General features: G+C 45.7%; 13 protein-coding genes, 1 tRNA gene and 2 pseudogenes. 9 read left to right on the top strand and 7 right to left on the bottom strand.

Annotation, left to right across the window (positions count from 1 at the left end):
- The first annotated feature begins 35 nt into the window (after positions 1 to 35).
- From yidC to QUB24_RS27510, 7 genes are all read left to right on the top strand, one after another.
- Positions 36 to 1184, top strand: coding sequence for a membrane protein insertase YidC (gene yidC, locus QUB24_RS27540; protein ID WP_333156778.1), 1149 nt, complete (start codon positions 36 to 38; stop codon positions 1182 to 1184).
- Between the two features lie 11 nt (positions 1185 to 1195).
- The gene (locus QUB24_RS27535; RefSeq protein ID WP_333156777.1) at positions 1196 to 1669 is read left to right on the top strand and encodes a R3H domain-containing nucleic acid-binding protein; all 474 of its coding nucleotides are present in this window, start codon (positions 1196 to 1198) and stop codon (positions 1667 to 1669) included.
- Positions 1670 to 1766: 97 nt separating this feature from the next.
- The gene (locus tag QUB24_RS27530; RefSeq protein WP_333083011.1) at positions 1767 to 2279 is read left to right on the top strand and encodes a YceD family protein; all 513 of its coding nucleotides are present in this window, start codon (positions 1767 to 1769) and stop codon (positions 2277 to 2279) included.
- 18 nt (positions 2280 to 2297) lie between these two features.
- Positions 2298 to 3806 (top strand): AAA family ATPase, encoded by a 1509-nt coding sequence (locus tag QUB24_RS27525; RefSeq protein ID WP_333156776.1) that lies wholly within the window; start codon positions 2298 to 2300, stop codon positions 3804 to 3806.
- A gap of 189 nt (positions 3807 to 3995) precedes the next feature.
- Positions 3996 to 4457, top strand: coding sequence for an SH3 domain-containing protein (locus tag QUB24_RS27520; protein WP_333156775.1), 462 nt, complete (start codon positions 3996 to 3998; stop codon positions 4455 to 4457).
- Between the two features lie 458 nt (positions 4458 to 4915).
- Positions 4916 to 5092 carry a hypothetical protein gene (locus tag QUB24_RS27515; protein ID WP_333156774.1) on the top strand — a complete coding sequence of 59 codons (177 nt, stop codon included), beginning with the start codon at positions 4916 to 4918 and terminating at the stop codon, positions 5090 to 5092.
- Between the two features lie 529 nt (positions 5093 to 5621).
- On the top strand, positions 5622 to 7202 hold the full coding sequence (locus QUB24_RS27510) for a peptidoglycan-binding protein (protein ID WP_333156773.1): 1581 nt from the start codon (positions 5622 to 5624) through the stop codon (positions 7200 to 7202).
- A 176-nt stretch (positions 7203 to 7378) separates the two neighbouring features.
- Here the strand turns inward: QUB24_RS27510 and QUB24_RS27505 are convergent, their stop codons facing one another.
- From QUB24_RS27505 to lipA, 4 genes and pseudogenes are all read right to left on the bottom strand, one after another.
- Positions 7379 to 7906, bottom strand: coding sequence for a transcriptional repressor (locus QUB24_RS27505; RefSeq protein WP_333156772.1), 528 nt, complete (start codon positions 7904 to 7906; stop codon positions 7379 to 7381).
- Between the two features lie 466 nt (positions 7907 to 8372).
- Positions 8373 to 9638, bottom strand: coding sequence for an RNA polymerase sigma factor SigC (sigC, locus tag QUB24_RS27500; RefSeq protein WP_333156771.1), 1266 nt, complete (start codon positions 9636 to 9638; stop codon positions 8373 to 8375).
- A gap of 472 nt (positions 9639 to 10110) precedes the next feature.
- Positions 10111 to 11331: an RNA-guided endonuclease InsQ/TnpB family protein gene (locus QUB24_RS27495; protein ID WP_445300439.1), complete on the bottom strand. Its 1221-nt coding sequence runs from the start codon at positions 11329 to 11331 to the stop codon at positions 10111 to 10113.
- Positions 11332 to 11738: 407 nt separating this feature from the next.
- Positions 11739 to 12614: pseudogene (gene lipA / locus QUB24_RS27490) on the bottom strand (lipoyl synthase); the annotation flags it as partial.
- 91 nt (positions 12615 to 12705) lie between these two features.
- Between lipA and QUB24_RS27485 the strand changes: the two are divergent.
- Positions 12706 to 12779: transfer RNA gene (locus QUB24_RS27485), tRNA-Pro, on the top strand.
- 151 nt (positions 12780 to 12930) lie between these two features.
- On the opposite strand, the gene QUB24_RS27480 is transcribed toward QUB24_RS27485, so the two are convergent.
- Positions 12931 to 13176, bottom strand: coding sequence for a hypothetical protein (locus QUB24_RS27480; RefSeq protein WP_333156769.1), 246 nt, complete (start codon positions 13174 to 13176; stop codon positions 12931 to 12933).
- A gap of 344 nt (positions 13177 to 13520) precedes the next feature.
- On the opposite strand from QUB24_RS27480, the pseudogene QUB24_RS27475 reads away from it, so the two are divergent.
- Positions 13521 to 14535 (top strand): annotated as a pseudogene (locus QUB24_RS27475) (IS630 family transposase).
- Between the two features lie 907 nt (positions 14536 to 15442).
- Here the strand turns inward: QUB24_RS27475 and QUB24_RS27470 are convergent.
- Both QUB24_RS27470 and QUB24_RS27465 read right to left on the bottom strand, forming a co-directional pair.
- Positions 15443 to 20914 (bottom strand): AAA family ATPase, encoded by a 5472-nt coding sequence (locus tag QUB24_RS27470; RefSeq protein ID WP_333156768.1) that lies wholly within the window; start codon positions 20912 to 20914, stop codon positions 15443 to 15445.
- 618 nt (positions 20915 to 21532) lie between these two features.
- Positions 21533 to 23026 (bottom strand): NAD(P)/FAD-dependent oxidoreductase, encoded by a 1494-nt coding sequence (locus QUB24_RS27465; RefSeq protein WP_333156767.1) that lies wholly within the window; start codon positions 23024 to 23026, stop codon positions 21533 to 21535.
- Positions 23027 to 23171: the final 145 nt, after the last annotated feature.

Genomic DNA, 23171 nt, shown 5'->3' with positions numbered 1-23171 from the left:
AGCAAACATAGAGCACCTAAATTAACTCAAAGCGAATGGATTTCGGTATCTCGTTTCTCTCCAACAACCTCATGCTTCCGATCCTAGATTTTTTCTACGGGATCGTGCCAAGCTACGGTTTAGCGATCGTAGCTCTGACGCTCGTGATTCGCTTTGCTCTTTATCCTCTCAATGCAGGCTCTCTTCGCAATATGCGGCGCATGAAAGTAGCGCAGCCATTGATGAAAGAGCGAGTAGATCAAATTCAAAAACTCTATAAAGAAAATCCTGCAAAACAGCAGGAGGAAATGAGCAAAGTATACAAAGAATTTGGTAATCCTCTAGCAGGATGCTTCCCCTTGGTCCTGCAAATGCCAGTGCTGTTTGCACTGTTTGCAACGCTCAGGGGTTCGCCGTTTTCTGACATAAATTACAGCGTCAACGTTCAAGTTTTGCCGAAAGAACAAATCGAAACTGTTCAACCGCAAGCTTTTGCTACACCGCCACAAAATATTTACGTCACAGGTACTTTTCATGCTCCTGTTGTGGGCGTAATTCCAGGCGGCGACAAACTCGGAGTCGGCGACACAACAAAGATTAATTTTCAAACCCCAGAGGGCAAACCTCTCAAAGTTTTAGCTGCAGAAAATAAGAGCGAAATCGACTTTGAACCGGGCTGGAAAGTCCTCAAAGGCGAAGAAGTGGTCAAGGTAGATGAACAGGGCAACATCACGGCATTAGCACCCGGTGAAGCCACAGTTCAAGGCACAATCCCCGGATTGGCTACTAACAAAGGATTCCTGTTTATTGAAGCTCTAGGCCGCGTTGGCGCGATCGACTCAGACGGTACAATCCACTGGGATATTTTGGTGATGATTCTGGGCTTCGGCATCAGTTTGTACATCAACCAAACCCTTTCAGGACAAGCACAAGGGCCAAACGACAACCCCCAACAGGCTACAGTTAACAAACTGACGCCAGTCATATTTTCAGGGATGTTTTTGTTCTTCCCGCTGCCCGCAGGCGTGTTGATGTATATGCTGATTGCTAACATCTTCCAAACAGTTCAATCGTTTATTTTGTCGCGAGAACCGCTGCCAGAAAACCTGCAAAAAATAGTGGACGAAGCAGAGGCGAAAACCCAAAAAGAACAAGGATTAGATGCACTTCCATTTGAGCCCAAGCGTTCTAAGAAAAAGGCTTGATTTTAACAACAATGAAAGACTCTCAAATGCAGCGCGGACAGGCATGGTTAGAAGAATTGCTACAACTGTCCGCAATTCCTTCAAAAGTGGTATGCGAACAACAAAAAGATTGCTATTGGATGACAATAGATGAAAGCAATCTGACTAAAGAACAAGTTGCAATCTTAGTCGGGCCAAACGGTAATGTAATAGATGCCATTCAGTACCTCTGCAACACGGTTCAGAATATAGGTCAGGAAGTAGAGGAGTCAATTCCTTATACAGTTGAACTAAATGGCTATCGCATCCGCCGCCAAGAGGAATTGCGATCGATGGCAGAGTACGCAGCCGATCAAGCCCGATCGACGGGAGTTGAAGTTGAAATAAAATCGCTGTCTTCGGCAGAACGCCGTCAAGTCCACAGCTTTTTGAGCGAATGTGAGGATATAGAAACTTACAGTCAAGGACAAGAACCCGATCGGCGTTTGGTAGTGCGGCTGCGCTGACGCTAAAGAAGGAAGAAGGAAGAAGGAAGAAGGAAGAAGTTAAAAATTAACTATTCCTTTTGACCTTTGAATTCAAGAAGTAGGAAGGCAAAAAATTATGGAGACAATTTATATCCCTCATCTACTCACAAAAAGTGAGCGGAAAGAGGTCATTGATTTTGAAGAATTTATCCCCGATTTAGAAACTCTTACTCCGGTGCGAGGACGACTGCAAGTGACTCACCAAGGGAATTATCTTGAGGTGAAGGCGAAAGCAGAAACAATAGTTACTCTCACCTGTCACAGATGCTTGAAACAATACAATCATCGTTTGGCACTTAACTCATCGGAACTAATCTGGCTCGAAGAAACAGCAAATCAAACAGATTCAAGTTCAGCAGAAATAGAAGTTGCTTTAGAAGATTTGGTGGAAAATTTGTCCCCCGGTGGCTATTTCTCTCCGGGCGATTGGGTGTACGAGCAAATGTGTTTGGAACTGCCGCACAAACAGATATGCGATACTGAATGTCCGGGAATTTCTTTAACTGATGATGCAAATACAGAAAGCTCAGAAACAGTCTCAGACAGTCGCTGGGCGTCTCTGGAAGCACTTAAACGGCAATTGCCTTAGTCAGTTGACTAATAACTAATGACTATTTTTAGCGACGAGTTTGAACTACTGCTGCGATCGCGCTACCCCCTAATTTACATTCCCACACGGGAGGAAGAGCGCGTAGAAGCGGCGATCGCCCAAAGTGCCAAAAAACAAGGTTCTCGCGCCGTATACATCTGGGATTTTGTTGATGGCTACCAAGGCAATCCCAACGATACAGGTTTTGGCAAGCGCAACCCGCTGCAAGCTTTGGAATTTCTCGAAAAATTGCCCGCCAGCGCGCCGGCAATTTTTATTCTGCGCGACTTTCAGCGGTTTTTGGAAGATGTCTCGATTTCCCGCAAGCTGCGGAATTTGGCGAGACTCCTCAAATCAGTGCCCAAAAATATTGTCATCGTATCTCCTCTAATTTCGATCCCGGAAGACCTCAGCGAAGTGATGACTGTTTTGGAGTTTCCCCTGCCTGCGGCGGCGGAAATCAAAATTGAGGTAGAAAGGCTGTTAGGGGCTACCGGACAAGCCATTGAAGGGCGTTTGCTGGACGAAACAGTGCGCTCCTGTCAAGGGCTGTCGCTCGAACGCATCCGCCGAGTTTTGGCCAAGGCGATCGCCACCAGAGGCGAACTCCATCCCGACGACGCGGAACTGATTTTAGAAGAAAAGCGCCAAACAATTCGCCAAACTCAAATTCTGGATTTTTACCCAGCCCGCGAAAATATCTCCGATATCGGTGGTTTGGACAATCTCAAAGAATGGCTGCTGCGACGTGGCGGTGCTTTTTCCGATCGAGCCCGCCAATACGGTTTGCCGCATCCCAGAGGTTTGTTGTTAGTCGGAATTCAAGGAACCGGAAAATCCTTAACAGCAAAGGCGATCGCCCACCACTGGCATTTGCCTTTACTTCGCTTGGATGTCGGGCGTTTGTTTGCCGGATTAGTCGGGGAATCGGAATCCCGCACCAGGCAAATGATTCAGCTAGCCGAAGCTTTGGCCCCCTGCGTGCTGTGGATTGACGAGATTGACAAAGCTTTTGCGGGATTGGACGGTAAAGGGGATTCCGGGACAACTAGCCGGGTGTTCGGGACATTTATTACTTGGTTGGCCGAAAAAACTTCGCCGGTGTTTGTAGTCGCAACAGCCAACAACATCCAGTCTTTGCCCCCAGAAATGCTGAGAAAAGGCAGGTTTGACGAAATATTTTTTGTGGGTTTGCCCAGCCAGGAGGAACGGCGGGCGATTTTTGAGGTACATTTGTTGCGGTTGCGATCGCACAGCATCAAAAATTACGATTTAGAGCGCTTGGCTTACGAAACTCCCGATTTTTCAGGGGCCGAAATCGAGCAAACTTTGATTGAAGCAATGCACATTGGGTTTAGCCAAAATCGAGACTTTACCACCGATGATATTTTAGAATCAGCTAGTCAGATGGTGCCCTTAGCCAGAACGGCTCAAGAACAAATCCAGTTTCTCCAAGATTGGGCCGCTGCTGGGAAAGCTCGCCTTGCTTCTAGATACGGCAGTCTGAGCCGCCGGATTCAGGGGTAAGCTTTTGAAGTCAGTAGTCAGTAGTTAGTAGCCAGTTGTCAGTTGGCAGCTACCAGATTTTACTCAACATTCAGTAGTCAACACTCAACAGTCAACCTTCTTCCTTCTTCCTTCTTCCCTCTTCCTTCTTCCCTCTTCCTTCTTCCTTCTTCCCTCTTCCTTCTTCCTTCTTCCTTCATTTGCGGTTTTATGAACAGTGTATATAGCGTTTTCAAATTTTTAGTGGGTTTTCTGCTCGCGATCGTCCTGATGGCAGGTGCTAGCGTGGCTGCTGCACTTTACTTTGCCGCTAAGCTAACTACTATCCCCGAAAAACCTGTTTTTTCCAACGACAAAACACCAGCTCAGGTTGCGGGCGCTGCGCCGAAGTCAACAGCCCAGGCTAGCCCGGTTTCTACATCTAGCGATGCCCCGTCTCCCAAACCGCTGGAACCTGGAGCTTACCGCGCGATGGTGACTCAGCCGATCGGCTTAATTCTCCGCGATACAGGTAGCCGAGACTCGAACCGCATTGGCGGTGTTGGTTACAAGGAAAGAGTCGTAGTTTTGGAAGAGTCGCCCGACAAAGAGTGGCAGCGAATTCGGATTGAGGATGACAATCGCGAAGGTTGGGTCAAAGGCGGCAATACTGAAAAAGTTGAGGGCGAATAAAACTTAGATAGTAATTAGACAACAAATATACTCATCTCATTGTGAGGGCAGCCAAGCAATCGCAGTGTGAAAATTGTTCACCAACGCCGGGTTTTTTCCTGTCTCTTGTTGCCAATAGCTATGTGCACATTTATTGCAAAAAGTCAAGTTAAATTTATTTACGATATTTGGGATTGCAGTTTGAGGCGCACAGACTGCGGGTGCGATCGCCTCTGCCAAATCCTGAATTTGACATAAAAGCCGAGCAGACAAAAGGTTTCAAGAGCTAAAATTCAACATAAAAACTCGAAAATACATAATCCTAACTTATGTTATTCAGGAGAGTATGTTAAGAAAATTAGCAATATTTTAAGGTTAGTTGCAAAACGGAGGCTGTTGTCACCGCCGCAGAGGCAAGAGTGCTAGCTTTGATCGCAATATCTAAGTTTTCAGCTTAACAGCTACCAACAATAAAAAATATGTACGACAAACGTCCCGATCGAGATTTGGCGAATGCTGCTGTTACTGCGGCTTTGGGAGCTGGGGTCGTTACCTCTTTTGCGGTGAGCAGAGGACAAAACCCGCTGGTAGCCATCGCAATTACTGTTTTTGCAGCGGGAGTAGCTGTAATTTGCGATCGGTTCGGCTTAATTTAAGCGATCGTCGATTTTTTCATACAAAGTTAACTTATCAAAAAATCCCCGCCCTATTTGCAACTAGCAAAAGTGGGGATTTTTAGTGGCTAGTTTTTTGGTTAATCAGCGGTACTTTCCTAGACGCACTCGCCACATGAAGAAACCGCGTTTATTAACAAAAAACCAGCGATTTCAGGCTCTTTACAGACAAGAAATTAAGGTGATGACAACCTGCGCCCAAGTCTTGTGGTAATTTCTGCGGCAGCCAGATAAAATATTAGCCAGCACTACCCCAGAACTTATTCTCTTTCGGCCTTAAAGGCTAAGACTATGCCTGCAAACTTTTTTGCTGAGTCTCGCGTCTCTAGAAGCAGCGATGCTATCTTAGTTGTTACCTGTAATTATTATTGACGGTAAATTTTTTAGAAAAACGGGTGCTTCGCGCTTTCCAGGTAGAACTTAGCGTTGATAGAATCCAAGCCAAGCGTGCCAAAAATGATTTTTGGCAGTTTGCTCACACAACCCACCCACAATTTCACACTAAAAAATTATGGAATCCCTTGCTTACCTCGAACTTGCTCTTGTTTGCGAAGCACCCGCAGAGTCGAAAATTTTTGATGAGCCCAATTGGCAAAATCTATCGAGTCAGACTTACGTCCGTTTGCTGTCTCTGGCTTTGATGCTGTCGGTTTTGAGTGCAGCCGGTGCGGCTTTTGCTCAAATAGATCCGGGATATCCCAATGTCCGAGCGATTCAAGACAGGTTGCGGGAACTCGGTTATTTTCCCAGATCATCGACAGGTCAACTCGGCCCGGTTACTAAACAGGCGCTGACTAACTTTCAGCGAGACTATCAACTGTCGCTGACTGGTAGGCCCGATCGAGCTACTGTGATCGCACTCAACAGTTTTGCCGGGGATGACGATCGACCTTTTAATACTATTTATACAAATTATCGGGAGCTGCGTTTTGGAGACGCGGGTGCAGATGTTTCGGCACTCCAGCGCAGGTTGAAGCAGCTAGGCTACTTCAGCGCCCATCCCACAGGGAGTTTTCGCGAAGTTACTCAAAATGCGGTTAGATACTTCCAGCGAATTAATCGACTGCGGGTAACTGGAATTGCCAATAGGCAAACTTTAGCTTTGCTGTTTGGTTCCACCCGGCCCGTTCCCCCCGTGACGCTTCCAGGGAATATTTCGGGAAATGGCGGTTGCAAGGGGCTGCGGTTCGGGGACAGAGGGGCGACGGTAGACTTGATCCAGCGACAATTAAAAGCTTTGGGCTATTTTGAAGGTGGCGTTGACGGCAAGTTCCGCGAACGCACTCTCTACGCTGTGACTCGTTTTCAGCAAGATTACAATCTCGTTTCTGACGGCTGCGCTGACACGGCTACTTTGACTGCTATCGATGCCCAGATGAGGCAAGCTGAAATTACCTCATGGACTGAGGAAGATGACCAACAGAGTAATGCCGGAGATTTTCTGGAGTTGGGCGACAGAGGCCGACAAGTAGAATTTGTGCAGCGGCGGCTGCAAGAATTGGGTTATTACAGGAGCCAAATTCACGGTTGGTTCGATCGACCAACTCAAGCAGCTTTGATCCGCTTTCAGAGAGATAGCGGGATGTTCGGGACTGGAAGAGTCGATCGCAGCACTCGATCGGCTTTGTGGCAAGGCAACAGGCAGGCCGCAGCGCCTGTGCCGCAGCAAATCGCCGCTGGTCTGCGACGGGGCGATACTGGGCCTGCTGTCCGACAGCTTCAGTCTGCGCTCAGAAGTCTGGGCAAAAACCCCGGCCCGGTGAACGGAGTATTTGGAGGCGAAACCGAGTTTGCGGTGCTTTCGTTTCAGCAGGAACGCAATTTGTCACCGGCGACGGGTATTGCCACTCCGGCGACTTTGGCAGCCCTCCAAAACGGATTAGCTGGCCGGGTAGCCGTTCCTGCTGTTCCAATTAGCAGCATTTTCAACTCTCGATCGAGCATTCAGCAATTACAAAGGCGGCTGGAAGACCTCGGCTTTTACACAGGCTCGATCAGCGGAGTTTTTGATACTCCCACGAGAGACGCCCTCCATCGAGCTCAGCGCAGTTACGGGGTCAGCAGCGACGATTTGTTGAGCCAAACTTTTTAGCCCCAGCCTTGCGGACGCTACATGAAATAAATCGGGTTTCTGCTTTCCGACTCATTCCTGAAATGATGTATTTTTCCTAAGAACCCGGTTTCGGCGTAACTGCGATCGCACTTGGGCCACCGATTTTTGTTAAAACTTGTAACAAGCCGTACTTAAAATTCGAAAATAGTGTACCGTCACTCGATTGAATCCGGGGCGGTGCTGCCGTTGTGGGCGATCGACCTCGGACAAGACCAATTGCTCGAAACCAGAGACGGCCATCCCATCCGCAAAGCTTCGTGGCACACCGTATGAATGGTTAGCTGGCAGTCTAGCAGGTGCAACCCAGACTTTTCAGCTTGCTTCATGCCAATTTTCAAAATCGAATCGTTGTTAAATTCGATCGTTCTGTTGCACTGAACGCAGACTAGGTGGTGGTGGTGATGCGGGTAAGGCTGGTTTATTTCATAGTGTTTGTGACCTTCTGCTAGTTCGAGTTCGCGGAGGAGGCTCATCCTTGCCATTAACTTTAAAGTTCGGTAAATGGTGGACAAGCTAATGTTTTCGCCGCGATTTTTTAACAAAGTGTACAAATCCTCCGCACTCAGGTGATTGCCTTTGGGGAGGTTCTGAAACACGTGCAAGATGGTTTCCCGTTGGGGAGTCATCCGCCACCCTTTGTCATTGAGTTCGGATTTGAATGAGGACGCGGTATAAAGTGCCATTGTGACCCTCTCAAGAAAGTCTGCCTATTGACAATAATACACAACGATCGAGATATTTTGCAAATATCGCACCTTATTGAAAAAAGGTTGAGGAAAAAATTTGGTTTTTGATATTGTTTGACTTTTAACCAGCTTTATGAATGATATCAAATCCGGTAGCATCGTCCTGTATTCCTCTCTGTATTCTCTCCCTCTGCGTTCTCTGCGCCCTCTGCGGTTAAATCATTCCGATACAACCGGAAACGATATGAAAGCATCCAGGATACAAGCCCCCGGATTCATCCGTGGGGTCAATGCTTCAATTCTTTAATCTAAAATCTAAAATCTAAAATCGATTGACTTGCAGCAGAGGACAGAGAAGTGGTTGAGAAGTAAATATTGTTACTTCTGCCGAATGCCTCATGCCTTCTGCACAAGTGCCAAATGCCTTGCTCCCTGATTAATCGCGCTGACTGACCGGCCCAATTTAAGTCAGAGACTCCAGATAGTCGCGGACGCGGTTGCGACGCTTAGGTTGGCGGAGTTTTTGCAAAGCTTTTGCTTCAATTTGACGAACCCGCTCGCGGGACAAGTCGAGCGCGCGACCGATTTCTGCCAGCGAATAGGGGTGTCCATCACCCAAACCAAAGCGCATCAGAATTACATCTCGCTCGCGGCTGGTCAAATCTGCCAGCAGTTGCTGCAAGTCGCGGTGCAAAGCTTCTCGCATCAGCATTTCTTCTGGGGAGATGCTGTCGGTTTCTAGCAAGTCGCCCAACTCTGTATCTTTTTCGTTGCCCACTTTAGTTTCCAAAGAAACAGAACGGGGGACTCGCAGCAAAACTTCTCGGACTTGGGGCGCCGTCATGTCTAACTCGACAGCGATGTCTTCGATCGTAGCTGTCCGACCTTTTTCTTGAGAAATTTTGCGCTGGGCTTTTTTGATTTTGTTAAGTTTTTCGGTGATGTGGACGGGGAGGCGAATGGTGCGGCTTTGAGTGGCGATAGCCCGCGTAATTCCCTGCCTAATCCACCAGTAAGCATACGTACTAAACCGATAGCCCCGCGTCGGGTCAAACTTTTCTACAGCTCGCTCCAGTCCGAGAGTACCTTCTTGTATTAAGTCGAGCAATTCTAAACCGCGATTTTGATATTTTTTCGCCACCGAAACCACCAGGCGCAGGTTCGCCTTAATCATGTGGTCTTTAGCTTCGACGCCTTCAGCTTGAATTCTTTCGATCGTCTCGACCGTCATTTCTGCTAACTCGGCCCACTGGCGCTTGCCTTCGGCCATAATTCGCTTTAGTTCTGGCACGTCACCGACGCCGGCAGTTAAGGCCCAGCGTTCCAAGGAAGGTTTGTGTCCCAATTGTGCGGACAAGCGATCGCGCACTTCAATTAAATGCACGAAGCGCCCAATTAGCCCTTCTTCCTGGGAGGCGACGGTGTTCCGTAATTCCAGCAATTTGATATAGCGCTGAACTTTTTGAGCTTCCGAGACTTCTTCGTCTCTACCCAAGAGACGAACCCGACCTATTTCTTGGAGGTACAGGCGCACTAAATCTGTAGTGCGACGGTTGGCATTTTTTTGCAATTTGGCTGCTGGGTCTGCATCTTCTGTCTCTGCTGGGTCTTGGTCGAGCAGTTCGTCTCCAGCTTCTTCAGCATCTTCATCCAACACATCACCTTGCAAGGGATTGACTCGCAGTTGTTCGTCGAATTCAGCTTCAGCGTAAAAAGAGGTGGCTGGCATAGTGATTTTCTCAGTTGCTCCGGTGAAAAGATGCTACGCTTAGCGGTTATTTATAATTAAGATGCCCATTTGGTTAAGACGAAGCATCACCGCTTTGTGTTTCTTTACTAACTAACTTTTCTGACTTTTCTGCTGTTGGAGAGATCGAACTTTTGCTGCCCCACTTGTTTTACCAAGATTCTGGAAAACGCTAAGAACTTTCTGATGTAACAGTTTGGAGCCCCGAAAAGTGTGTTGTACTTCTTTGTTTATGTAGCTAGTATAGATAGTGACTGGCTAGAAACAAGTGACGTTAGTCAGAAGTTAAGTTAATCTTCATCACCGAGAAGCTGGTTCCCGATCACTTCGGAAAATTCGCCATTTTTTTAATAAAACTTTATATAACTCGCCGCTCTCAATTAAATACCCCGCAGTTGGGCGGAAGTTTAATCCTTACAGAATATCAGCTTCAGAGTTTTTGACACTCCCCGCCCTATAAGGACGGGGATTCTTTCATCGCCGGGAGCGCAATCGCTTTACCCTCAGAAAGCATCTTGACCGTGTGTCCCACGGCTGCAAGTCCTCGAATGAGAACTACTTGAGCGGCTGCAACGTCTCTATCCGCCGTATAGCGGCAATGTTGGCACGAATGAATACGCTCGGAGAGCTGCTTCTTGCCCGTCTCGACTAAGCAGTTAGGACATATCTGACTGGTTTTCTTGCTGTCAACCTTAAGAAATAACACTCCGCGTTTGCGACAGCACTGCTCTAATACTTGAAAAAATTGTCCCCATCCAGCGTCTAAGCAGTGCTTCCCTAAGAAGCCTCGCACTAGACCTTTGAGTTTCAAATCTTCCACAAATATCATCCCCGCCCAATCGCAGAGATTGTGAGCTACGAGCCAGTAGTAGTTTTTCCGAGTATTTGCAATTCGTTCGTGCAGTTTGCTGACTTTAACTTGCGCTTTCTTGCGGTTATTCGACCCCTTAACTTTTCTCGATACTCTCTGTTGCAGTAATCTAAGCTTGCGTTCGAGCGAATTGAAAGGTCTGGGATTGGGGAACAACTTACCGTTAGAAACCGCAGCCAAGTGACTGATTCCAACGTCTACTCCAAGCGCTTCGCCATGTGGCATGACATCTGGAACAGATACATCCCACTGCAATGTCAACATGGCAAACCATCCGCTAGCACGTCTCACTATCCGAACCTGTTTTAGCTTTGCGCCATCAGGAATAGAACGCGATTGGCGAAACTTGATCCAGCCAATTACAGGTAGCTTGATAGCGCCATCTCTTACGGCATCTATCCCAACTTGAGGAAAAACGAAAGAGCGCATGGTCCGACTCTTCTTGAATCGAGGGAAACCATGTCCTTGCTCCCACATGCTGACGAATGCTTGTTCTAACCGACGAAGCGTCTGTTGTAGAACTTGAGATTGCACTCGCTGTAGGTTGCCAGAAGTTTTCCTATAGGCTGTTAATGTCTGGCATTCACTGGCATAAGTAGGGCGTTTGGTTTCTGCTGGAATGATGTATTCGGACTGGAGAGAACAAGCATTTATCTGACAGCTACGAGATTTAAACCAATCTTTGCGTTCGGCTAATGCATAGTTGTAGACGCGCCGACATTGTTCGAGCCAGTCTTCAAATCGGGCAACTTGCGCTGATGTGGGTTTGAGTTTGTATTCGTATGTCAGACTAAACACTTGCATCACCTCCTCTATTTACTATAGCTTAAAAAACGTTGCATCGCTTCTTAAGCTACAGTATTTAAAGAGAAAGCCGTCGAGCGAAGGACGGGGCTTTAAACCCAATTTTCGGTAAAGTCCGCTGTACCGAATTAGCGGCTGACGCAAAAACCGGGTTTCTCGATGTCTTTTGCGTCAGTCATGAGTTTGAGGGGGCGATCGACCGATAATTGTTTTGCTGTTGGCTGCTGCTTCCCGCTTAACATCACGCCCCGAACACCAGCATCTGAAACCGGGTTTTTTGCCCTGGGCCTGCATATCAAGCGCAAGTTTTTCCTCGCTGTTACCCGGTCGATCAGGTTTTAGTGAGAATGGTGCGATCCTCTTCGAGGGCTTCGCTAACGGGCGCGAGTCAACTCAAATTAAAATTGCTAGCGTGGGTAAAGTTTCATCAGTTCCCTCACCTGTTCGGCGTGATAGGAACTGCGAGTTAAGGGAGAAGCAACAACTTGCAAGAATCCCAAAGATTCGCCAAACTTTCTCCAAGCATCAAACTGTTCTGGAGGCACAAAATTTTCTACGTTCAAGTGCTTTTGAGTCGGTTGCAGGTACTGTCCAACTGTTAAAATATCGCAGCCGACAGCCCGTAAGTCCTGCATCGCCTCCCGAATTTCAGCGTCTGTTTCTCCGAGTCCCACCATGATGCCGGATTTGGTGTAAACCCCAGGTGCGAGTTCCCGGCTTCGCTGCAATAGTTCCAAGGTGCGATCGTACTTTCCTTGCGGCCGCACCTTGCGGTAAAGTCGCTTTACGGTTTCGGTATTGTGGTTGAGTACCTCTGGCCGGGCTGCGAGAATAATTTCTAAAGCTTGCCAGTTGCCGCACAAGTCGGGAATCAAAACTTCTATAGTTGTATCGGGCATCGCCGATCGCACTGCTTGAATGCACTCGACAAACACAGATGCGCCCCCATCCGGCAAATCGTCCCGGTTGACAGAGGTAATCACGACGTGATTGAGTTTGAGCCGCTGCACTGCTTGCGCCAATCTTTGGGGTTCCGTCGGATCTAAAGGTTGGGGCTTTTTCTCAAAATCGATGTCGCAGTAAGGACAGGCGCGGGTACAAGCCGGGCCCATAATCAAAAATGTCGCAGTACCTGCGTTAAAGCATTCGCCGATGTTCGGACACGAAGCCTCTTCGCAAACCGTATTCAGGGATAAATCCCGCAAAATTTCTTTGACGTTGCCGACGCGCTCCCACTGGGGGGCTTTAACTCGCAACCACTGGGGCTTAACTGTCACGTCTGTCTCCGCCTGAGTAGTGTTTTACAAATCATTATATACGAGGTTGCTAAATTTTAACTTGAATGTGATAAGCTTAAAATCTAGTGACTAATTTCGGGATGTAGCGCAGCTTGGTAGCGCACCTCGTTCGGGACGAGGGGGTCGCAGGTTCAAATCCTGTCATCCCGATTGCTTTTAACTCTTCACTGGTAACGGGTTTCAAATTTATTACCCTCTAGGATATTCCACTTTCCGCTCATCTTTCGCTCAGTCCTACTCTTCTTAGTGGCTGAGTATGTCCAACACTGTTTGCATATCAGCCAAGTCCGCCCTCGACTTTTTACGCCGCGCTTTTAACTGATTGAGCAAGTCGGCCGGCTCTGGAAATTCTGCGACGGTCGGAGCCGAGTTTTTTATTTGCTTCCCGATCGCGCTGCACTTCCTTGAGCTCTTGCTCCAACATCTGAACCTTCAACCCTAAATCGCCGTTGCGCTCGTGCAACTGATTGAGTTCTGCATCCCATTCTGCAAGTTGCTTGTTGGCCGCTTTCAATTCCTGCCGCTCGTGATTAATCGTTGCCGTCACTCAGGCACTCAATTTTCCCAGCCGTTCTTCAATGGCGGCCATCCGCTCCATCACCGGGTCAAGGCTTGAACTTACAGATTTGTCTACAATGTCTACAATAGCTGTAGACACGACGCTATCATTTGCTTTGTAGACACATATGTAGACAGCGTAGACAGCGCTGTAGATGTGCCTGATATTTCCTTGAGAATGCGTTGTGTAGCTTGACTCACCGACTCACCATCTAGCCTCTGATACCATTTTTTTAAAGATGTGATAGAGTTGTGTAAAAAGTAAAGGAAAGCATTACAAGGTCTGGTCGTCCTCATATAAAGATTACCGAATCTGTAGAAAATTTACGATAAATCCTCAAACAGCAAAAAATAATCCTAGCTTATAACAAAGTTCAAATGCTTTATTTATTTCAGTCAAAACAAGTAGAAACTGTGCGGGAAGTATCCGCAGTTTTAGGTAAAAGTGAGGCAACGATTCATCGCTGGCTCTCCCAATATAGAAAGGGCGGTCTGGAAAATTTGTTAAAAAATAGGCAGGTTTTCGGTCGCCCAAAAAAGTTCTCAGTTGAAATAGCAGCTACCTTGCAACAAGAGTTAAGAGACCCAGAAGGATTTAAGAGTTATAAAGAAGTTCATCTTTGGCTCTGGTTGATTAAAGGAATAGCCAGTAGTTACCGGCTGTATATTCTTTAATTAGAGGGGAATTAAAAAGTAAATTAAAAATTCCAAGACCTCGCAGTATTTCCCAGAAATCTACGGCAATTAAGGAATTTAATAATAACTTGCATCAAGAGATAAAAGCTTTACTACACAAAGCTTTACCTTAAGTAAACAAATATAAAAAAGTCACTTATTGGTGTAGTGATGAAACGCGGATAGGGCTGCATACAATAAAGTCGGCGCAAGCTGACGCTTTCAGGCGTAAAGCCCGCCCGGAAAGCATCAATGGACATTTGAGTGTTTTTGGCTGTATGGCGCAGTATCGCTCCCAAAAGAGATTTTTTTTTTTGAGTTTTCGCATTTAGACAAAGTTTGTTTGGAAGCATATTTACAACTTTTGTCAATACAATATCCTCATGAATTACACATCATTCAAGTAGATAACGCACCCGCTCATAATTTAAGCTCATCTGAATTACCAGACAAGATCATTTTACTATTTCAACCTCCGGCTTGTCCAGAAGTAAATCCTACAGAAAGAGTGTGGGAATATATCAAAGATTTTTTAGCTTGGTCGATGTTTAGTAATCTTGACGAACTCCGCACAAAAATCCAGGAAATTTTGGCATCTTTCACCGATCGCGTCATTGGTTTTCTCACCGGATGGTCTGGGATTTTACATTCTTTATCTCTATCACATCTTTAAAAAAATGGTATGACTACGGTTTGACGAGAAAACGACCAAACAGAGTATCAACTGAGTATCAATTGAGTATATGAAAATGGTATATAAACAGTATTTATTTAAGTCGAGGTTCGTACAAGCCTTATCGTGCAAGGGCTAGCGCCCTAGAATAGGTAGACTCGAAATCTATTTTAACTACCAGTCGGGAAGTCCCGGGCGTATATTTAGAGGGGATTAATCAGAGCGCTGTGCCCCGTACCCCGTTGGGAATTACGCCCGCGTGATGAAAGGCTCGTCGGGTTTCGGTACCCAAACCGACAATTATTCTTTTATACCCCAAGATGCTCGGGAAATACTCTGATACTATATTAGCAAGTGGGGGTGGAACTACCTCACTATAAAAAGCATGAGAAAAAAAAGGAAAAAGAAGCCTGCGGTCTAACTGTACTCAGTTGACCGTCAGGTTTGTTCACAGGCAACTTTAACGTGGGTTCAAATCCCACCCTCTCCGTACATCTCAGCGTCAAACGCGCACCTTATTAACCTAGGGTGCGCGCACCTGATCATATTATGAAATTTAAGTCCACCATCTCAGTAGCATGATAGCGACTTTCATTTCGGTAAGGTAAAGGCTTAGAATCTCAAGAGAACTCTTAACACGAAACCGGTCACAAAAAAGGGAAGACTATTTGTAAAGCAGGCCGTTGCAAACCGCTGTCTCAATCACTAATAAGATGCAGGCGGAGGATGGGAAACTTAGCCTAGATTCTTTGTTTCCCTAGTCCGTAGTCGCCAGTTCCTAGCACGAAAAACTCTAGCCTGTTGCTCGTTACCCATTCCCCGTTTCCTCTTTCTTCTAATAACAGGGCTTGTAATTGCAAGGCGGCGCTAATTGCGCTAATTGCCCTAAAGACCTGCTACCAACTGCTCACACCGGAATAGAAATCACAAACTCCGAACCCTGACCGAGGCAAGAATTGACCACTAATGTACCTCCATGTTTTTCCACAACAATTTGGTGGGCTATAGACAATCCTAATCCAGTTCCTTGACCCACACACTTGGTGGTGAATAAGTGGTTAAAGATGTTTTCCTTGACTTCTGCCGACATCCCCACTCCATTATCCTTAATGCGAATCAAAACCTGATTGTTGTCTTCGCTCAAAGCAGTCTGAACCGTGATTCGATTAGGTAGGGCCTTAATTTCACTAAAACTCCGCCCCTTATTGGACTCCTCCAGAGCGTCAATGGCATTAGCCAGCACATTCATAAATACCTGGTTTAACTGTCCGGGAAAGCATTTTACTAGGGGTAAGTTACCATACTCTTTCACAATTTCAATGGCAGGGCGGAACTCGCTGGCTTTTAAACGGTGCTTGAGAATTAGCAGAGTGCTTTCGAGTCCGTCGTGAATATTGAAAGAAACTGGTCGATCGCTATCAGCCCTCGAAAACGTTCTCAAACTCGTACTGATATTGCGGATGCGATCGACTCCTTCCTTCATCGAGCCAATCAATTTGGGCAAATCTTCTCGCAAATACTCCAAGTCCATATCCTCAATTTCGGCTTCAATTTCCCCTCCCGGATTGGGAAATTTTTCTTGATACAAATCAATCAAATTGAATAAATCCCCCACGTATTCTATAGCCGGTTGCAAGTTGCCGGCGATAAAGCCTACGGGATTGTTAATTTCGTGGGCTACCCCTGCGACTAAATTTCCCAGAGCAGACATCTTCTCACCCTGTACCAATTGCAACTGCATCTGTTTGAGATTGTGGAGAGACTGCTCTAGTTTTTGGGCATATTCCTGGGATTGTTGATACAGTCGAGCGTTTTGTAAGGAAATTGCTGCTTGGGAGCACAGGATGTTGAGGATGGCGACGCGATCGCGCGTAAACGCCCCCGTTGTGAGATTATTCTCTAAATACAGAATCCCCATTACTTTGCCTTGATGGAGAATCGGAGTGCATAAAACGCTCTTGGGTTGGTGCTCAATGATGTAAGGATCGCCAGCCCAGGTGGTTTGAGTGCTGGCACGATCGAATACCAGGATTTCTTTTGTACGTTTGACGTAGTTAATTATGTTCAGAGGAATTGCTTTGCTTTCTTCAACTAAAAGCGATTCCAAGTCACAATCTTGGCGATTTGTACAGTGTACGGCAACTCTCCACTTTCCACCTTCCTCCAAAATTAATGCTCCGGTTTGTGCTCCGGCATTTTGCACTACTACTTGCATCAAAGTAGTTAGCAATTGCTCTAGTTCTATTTCACTAGAGAGAGCTTGAAAAGCTTTGATAACTGTCGGCAAATCTACTAACTCCAAACTGCTTGTGCTACCGATAATTGTTCTATTGGTGTTAGATAGGGATGATTCACTGCTGGAGGTGTGAGTTGTTTCGGTCGGATTCTGGCTAATTCGCTCCTGTTGCAGGATCACAGCAAGCAATTCGGGGTAGCGCTGTTCTAGATGGTCAATCTTTGCTTTGGCTCCCCACTTTGCGTAAGCATAGTAAGCATCAATTAAATAGGGTTTTGCCAGTTTTTCTTTGCCCCATTCTAAGTAGAATTTTGCAGCGAGTTCGTGAGCAACTGCTTCTTCGTTGATGTACTCGTTTTCTTGGGCGAGGGCAATAGCCTTGTCGTACATCTCGACCGCTTCTATTTTTTGGTTTAAAACCCGATGCCGTTCTGCCTCTACTAGATAGAATTTATGCAGATGATTCATGGGAGCATGATGCGCCCACTTTTGCATTTTTTCTTGATTAGCTTGTACTCTGTCGAGAAGTTTCTGTTGTTCTGACTGTGGAGTGTCAGAATACACCGCCAACCGCACCAAAGAATCGTAGAAATGGAAAACAGGAACAACGGGCATTCCTATTACTGCATTTAAATAGTTCTCTGCTAGAGCGATATTATCAATCGCTTCTGAGTATTTTTCAAACCAATAACAAAGTAAAACCTTGTTTAAATATATGTAGGCAAATCCCACTTGGTCATTTGTTTGCTGGTAAACTGGCAACTTGATATGCTCATCGTAGGCTTCACCCTTGAGAAAGGAGGGATTTTGACTTCTTCCCAGCATATTCAAGATAGCCTGCCAATAGATTTCTATATAATTAAGCGGTTTTTTTTGCTGGATTTTATCAATAGCATCTCTGTTTCTTGCTATCTCTCTTTCAAGTACACTCAGTTCTTTGCCACTATAGTAAGCTGAAGAGGAATACTCTAATAAATTATAGGCTGCATATTCTATATCTCCTGTCTCCATTCCGCTAGAATAAGCTGACACCAAAGGCTCTAAGGTTTCTTTGAGATGCTCTTTGCAATGTCGGATAAAGAAATTTACTACGAAGGCTGTCTTGGCTTTGATTTCTGGAGAATTTAACTTTGACACTAGACTTAAAGCCAATTGACCGAACTGATAACCTGAATCAATATCTCCCACAACTCCACAAAGAAGAAAACCATAATTGGCGTAAGCAAAGGGAGAAACGGAAGCATTCCCATATTGGACGGATAATTGTACTTGTTTGCATACAGTCAAAGGCAACAGTGCAGGAGCAGCAAGGTATGCAGTAGCAAAGATACTTGATAAAAGTCTTATGGCTGCTAGTTTATAGGGCTCCCTCATTTGAGGCAGCTCAATTAAATCCTCAATTCGCTTCTCGTTCAAAATTGCCGCAGTTTCGCCTAATGCCTGCCCAATATCAGACGGATTTGGCTCCGAGGGAAACTCTACCCCCAACAGTTTTAAAACTTGTAGTCCTGTATTCAGCGCTTCCTGTAACTTATTTTGCGCCATACAAGCTTGCATCTGGACTTCATATACTTTCACTTTGTCCAGTAGCATTTTGGCACAGCTTTCCACGACTGATGCCAATTCTTCCATCCCGTCAAAGTCACCGCACAGATATGCCGCTTCTGCTGCTTCGGTATGCAGCCCTAATGTTAGTTCGTATTGATTCTCCCAACTATTTGCTGTCAGTAATTTCTTCCCAATATTGAAATATTCAACCGCAGCAGCATAAGCGGTAGCAGCTTTGGCTTTCTTTCCAGCAACCAGATTCAATTGTGCTAATTGCTCTTGTTCTGCTTCCTGAGTAATTAGCTCAACTCCCACATTCAAGTGGTTGACAATATCAAAAATTATTTCTTCTCGCTCGGCTTCTGGCGTATTCTTTAATAACAGTTGACCAATTTTTAAGTGAGTAGAACGCTTTTGGTCTTCTGGAATCAGAGAATAAGCAGCTTGTTGGACGCGATCGTGTAAAAAATTATATTTGGGTAATTGATCCTGGGTAATTAGTAATTGGTCAGATTTCTTGACCTTAGCGATTACCGATTCGCTATTTCCCTCTGCTTGATAAAACTTATAAACTTCGCTAATGGGTAAAATTAGCCCGTCTTGTAGTGCCTTCCATAAAGCGGATGCGGTTTCTTCGGGCGAATTTTCATCAACAATTGCTAACGTCGCTAAATCGAACTGATTGCCAATACAAGCAGCTAACTTTAAAACTTCCTGTGTCGGGGCTGGCAACTTTCGCAACTGAAGTGCCATAAATTCTACAACATCATCTGTTAGTGCTAAGGTTCGCACTCTGGCAATATCGCACTGCCAATAACGAAGATCAAAATTAAATTCAATTAGCCCATCTTCCTGCAAAGATTTGAGGAATTGTGTGCTGAAAAATGGATTGCCTTGGGTTTTCTGATAAACGAGTTCTGTCAAAGGATGAGCCAACGCTGTAGAACAAGCTAGAGTATCGGCAACTAAACAATTTACGTCGGCTCTATCAAGTGGTGCTAAGGTAATAGTATTTACCTTTGCTTCAGTTTTTTGAATCTCTGCTAACGTCAGCATCAATGGATGTGCTGAAAAAACTTCGTTATCCCGATAAGCTCCAATTAAAAAGAGATAGCAGTTATCAACGTCGCTCATCAGCAGTTGAATTAATTTTAACGAGGCTGAGTCAGCCCATTGCAAATCGTCCAAGAAAATCACTAAAGGATGGTCTTTTGTTGTGAAGACTTGAATGAATTTTTCAAATAACAAATTGAAGCGATTTTGACCAGCACTTCCAGAAAGTTCGGGAACTGGCGCTTGCTGTCCGATAATACGTTCTAGTTCAGGAATGACTTCAACGATTACCTGAGCATTCTCGCCCAAAGCAGCCAAAATATCCAACTTCCATTGTTCTACTTTAGCATCGGTTTCCGATAGCAGTTGTCCCATTAAACCGCGAAAAGCTTGGACAAATACTGTAAAGGGAAGGGTGCGTTGAAATTGGTCAAATTTCCCTTTAATAAAGTAGCCTCGCTGTCTCACAATTGGTTTGTGAACTTCGTTGACTACAGCGGTTTTGCCAATGCCTGAGAAACCGGCAACGAGCATCATTTCGGTGCTTCCGGCACTGACGCGCTCGAAGGCCGATAGCAGGGAGAATACTTCGCTTTCTCTACCGTACAACTTTTCTGGGATTATGAAGCGATCGCATAAATCTCGTTGTCCTAATTTAAAGGATGCAATCTCTCCCTTTTCTCTCCACTGCTGCCAACAAGTTTCTAAGTCGTACTTGAGTCCGCTGGCACTCTGATAGCGGTCTTCTGCATTCTTCGCCATCAGTTTACCAACTATCTCAGACTGTACCGGAGGAACTGCTGGGTTGAGTTCATGGACGGGAATAGGTTGCTTTGCCAGGTGGCAGTGTACCCAATCCATTGGATCGTCTGTTTGGAAGGGTAACTTTCCTGTTAGTAATTCGTAGAATGTGACTCCCAGAGAGTAGAAATCTGTGCGGTAATCAATGCCTCGGTTCATTCGCCCAGTTTGTTCGGGAGATATGTAGGGTAAAGTGCCTTCTAGGACATTGGGATTTTGAATTTCTTGGGTTTCGCGCGGCAGCAGGGAAGCGATGCTCAAATCAATCAGCTTGACTTCTTTACTGGTGGGGTTAATTAGAATATTGGCGGGCTTGAGGTCTTTATGGATGACGTGGTGGCGATGAAGTCCGTCAAGGGCGTTGGCAATTTGAATCGCCATAGGAAAAAAATCGTTAACTGGCAAGCCTTCTAGGGTTTCGTTGCTATCGGATGCTAGACTAGCAAGGTAGCTACATAAGGAAATTCCGCCAAAGTCTTCCATCACCAGAGCATAGCGGTTATGATAGCTCTCCAGGCTGTATGCCTTGACAGTGCCGGGGATATTTAAGTTTTTAGCAATTACGTATTGGTTGCGGAAGTGAACCAGTTCGTTGAAGCTGGGAAAGTCATTTCGCAGTAATTTGATCGCGACGGGTTGCTGATCAGAAGAGCGAATACCACGATAAACTAGAGTTCGATTGCCTGCGTATATTTGCTCGTTTATGTGATATCCTAGAAAAAAATTTGTGATGTTAGTCATATCTACGTATTCCTACTGCTTCTGTCAAGTCTGAAGCTTCTGAGAGTTACTATCTACTATTTTCGCTTGCTCTGCTTTAGTAGTCAGTGAATTACATTTTTCTTAATATATTTGGGAGAGAGAGTTATGAAAGCAAGAGTTTAAAACAATACTTGAATTGTTTATGTAAGAGCTGTTTGTAGTTGAGTTAATACTAAGTAGAAGATGAAGAAGAAGGCTAAAGCTGATTGAACGCCAGCCGTTGATAGAAGAATTTAAGAGGCTAATCAGGTACTTAAGAGTATTTTTAAAACCGATGCTTGTATGCGATCGCCTATAAAATCTAATGTCTAGTTTACATCATAATTTAATGTCATCATTACAATTCGGGCGACTCTGCATTTAAAGCAGGAAGCAGAGGAAATCAAGTTTGTGCGCTCGATGGCAGATCGGTAGGGAGTCATAGGCTGCAAGCCGAATTATTTGCCCCGATGCCACAACAAGTTGCCCAACTCTCAGAAGTGAATCAGGTATTAAATGTCAAAGTTCAGAAGCGGACTATGGAACTAGCCCAAGTCAATTATATTTTGCCACTCACATACTTACAATTACCAATTACCAATTACCCCTTTGATTTCTTTACTTATTCCAATACCTGCGCCAGTGAAACAAATTCTCCCATAAATTCCGCGAAAAAGTATTTCTGCCCAAGCGCTGTGACTCCCAAACAGCAGCAGTTTGACCGTTAATTTCCGAAAAACTTGACCAAATATAAGGAAGTTGGGCGATCGCCTCAACCTTCATCCCGTGACGCACAGCCAAAGCGATCGCGTGAATCAACTCAGCAGCTTGCGGCCCCACAATACTTGCTCCCAACATTTCCCCGTTGCGACGCCCGACAATCTTACAAAAACCCGTTGTATCCCCGGACATTTGAGCTCTTTCAACATTCTTGAAATATTCCCGACAAACAATCAGATCGTCTCCAAAACGACGCCTTGCTTGCGCTTCAGTCAAGCCAACCCTCGCTAACTGGGGATCAGAAAAGATCGCCCAAGGAATCCCGCGATAATCTATTTGAAACATTGGCAAAAACAAAGCATTTTTCACAGCAACCGCAGCTTCGTAATTAGCGATGTGAGGGAACGGATAACCCCCAGCAACATCGCCGATCGCGTAAATGCGGTGATTAGTGGTTTGGAGCTTTTCATTTAAAATCACCCCCCGATCGCTGAATTTAACCTTAGCCGCTTCGAGATTTAATGACGAAAAATTGTGCCCTCTACCGGCGGCCAGAAAAATCTCCTCAGCTTCGATCGCCCTTGGCCCAGCTTGAATCCACTTTTTACCATCAATCACCCTCGCTTGAGTCACCTCAGTAGCAGTCAGAATTCGCACTCCTTCAGCTTCCATTCCAGCTTGCACCAAACCAGCAGCCTCCCGGTCTTCTTTAGCCAAAATGTGCGAACTTTTCACCACCAAAGTGACAGCAACCCCTAGGCGAGCAAAAGTTTGAGCCACTTCGACACCGCTGGGATCGGCACCGATTACAGCCAAACTTTTAGGCAACTCTGGAAGTTTGGCTAATTCCCCGACAGTTTCCGAAGTAAAAAAGCCAGCAGACGAAAGTCCTTCAATATTGGGAATCGCCGGCAGAGTTGGACAAGCTAGTAAATAACATAGCGATCGCAATTTTCGCCCGCCCACAACAAAAGCCAAATCCGGTTTCGCAACAAACTCGCCGCTGCCAAAAATAACATCAACCCCGCGAGTAGCCAAAAGGCCGAGAGAATCAATTTCTGACAAATTAGAAACAACATCATCTGCCCACTTTAGAACCCCGTCAAAGCGCAATTTGAGTGGCATAGAGGAATTCGCGACTTCCCAGCGAACTCCCAACTGCTGGCGGCTGATCTGCTGAGCAAAACGAGCAGCCTCCCTCAAAGTTTGGCTGTATCTCAAACCAAGGTCGATCAACTCTTTCCCCCCAGTCGGCAAATCTTGGGAATTACTTAGGGGTTCCACCAAAGCAACGCGAGCCGGGAAATTAGTTGCAGTCAAAGCAGCATAACGTCCGGCCGGAGTTCCACCAATAATCACTAAATCATAGTCAAGCATAAATAAAGAAGTCAATCGATTTTAGATTTTAGATTTTAGATTTTAGATTAAAGAATTGAAGCATTAACCACGGATAAATTCGAGGGGCAAGTTTCATCGGATACAGGTTTTTTATTTCACCGGTCCTGAGTCTGCTTTCGGAATGAATCACGTGGCGGGT

Origin of the sequence: Microcoleus sp. B9-D4, from assembly GCF_036705105.1 — a bacterium.
GTDB lineage: Bacteria > Cyanobacteriota > Cyanobacteriia > Cyanobacteriales > Microcoleaceae > Microcoleus.
Note: the sequence above shows the minus strand (reverse complement) of the source record. Positions and strands in the feature narration are given on the sequence as shown.

Excerpts from the sequence above, each read along its gene's own strand:
- sigC (WP_333156771.1), bottom strand. The coding sequence starts at position 9,638 with ATGCCAGCCACCTCTTTTTACGCTGAAGCTGAATTCGACGAACAACTG.
- QUB24_RS27535 (WP_333156777.1), top strand. The coding sequence starts at position 1,196 with ATGAAAGACTCTCAAATGCAGCGCGGACAGGCATGGTTAGAAGAATTG.
- QUB24_RS27470 (WP_333156768.1), bottom strand. The coding sequence starts at position 20,914 with ATGACTAACATCACAAATTTTTTTCTAGGATATCACATAAACGAGCAA.
- QUB24_RS27530 (WP_333083011.1), top strand. The coding sequence starts at position 1,767 with ATGGAGACAATTTATATCCCTCATCTACTCACAAAAAGTGAGCGGAAA.
- QUB24_RS27495 (WP_445300439.1), bottom strand. The coding sequence starts at position 11,331 with ATGCAAGTGTTTAGTCTGACATACGAATACAAACTCAAACCCACATCA.
- yidC (WP_333156778.1), top strand. The coding sequence starts at position 36 with ATGGATTTCGGTATCTCGTTTCTCTCCAACAACCTCATGCTTCCGATC.
- QUB24_RS27505 (WP_333156772.1), bottom strand. The coding sequence starts at position 7,906 with ATGGCACTTTATACCGCGTCCTCATTCAAATCCGAACTCAATGACAAA.
- QUB24_RS27520 (WP_333156775.1), top strand. The coding sequence starts at position 3,996 with ATGAACAGTGTATATAGCGTTTTCAAATTTTTAGTGGGTTTTCTGCTC.
- QUB24_RS27525 (WP_333156776.1), top strand. The coding sequence starts at position 2,298 with ATGACTATTTTTAGCGACGAGTTTGAACTACTGCTGCGATCGCGCTAC.
- QUB24_RS27510 (WP_333156773.1), top strand. The coding sequence starts at position 5,622 with ATGGAATCCCTTGCTTACCTCGAACTTGCTCTTGTTTGCGAAGCACCC.
- QUB24_RS27515 (WP_333156774.1), top strand. The coding sequence starts at position 4,916 with ATGTACGACAAACGTCCCGATCGAGATTTGGCGAATGCTGCTGTTACT.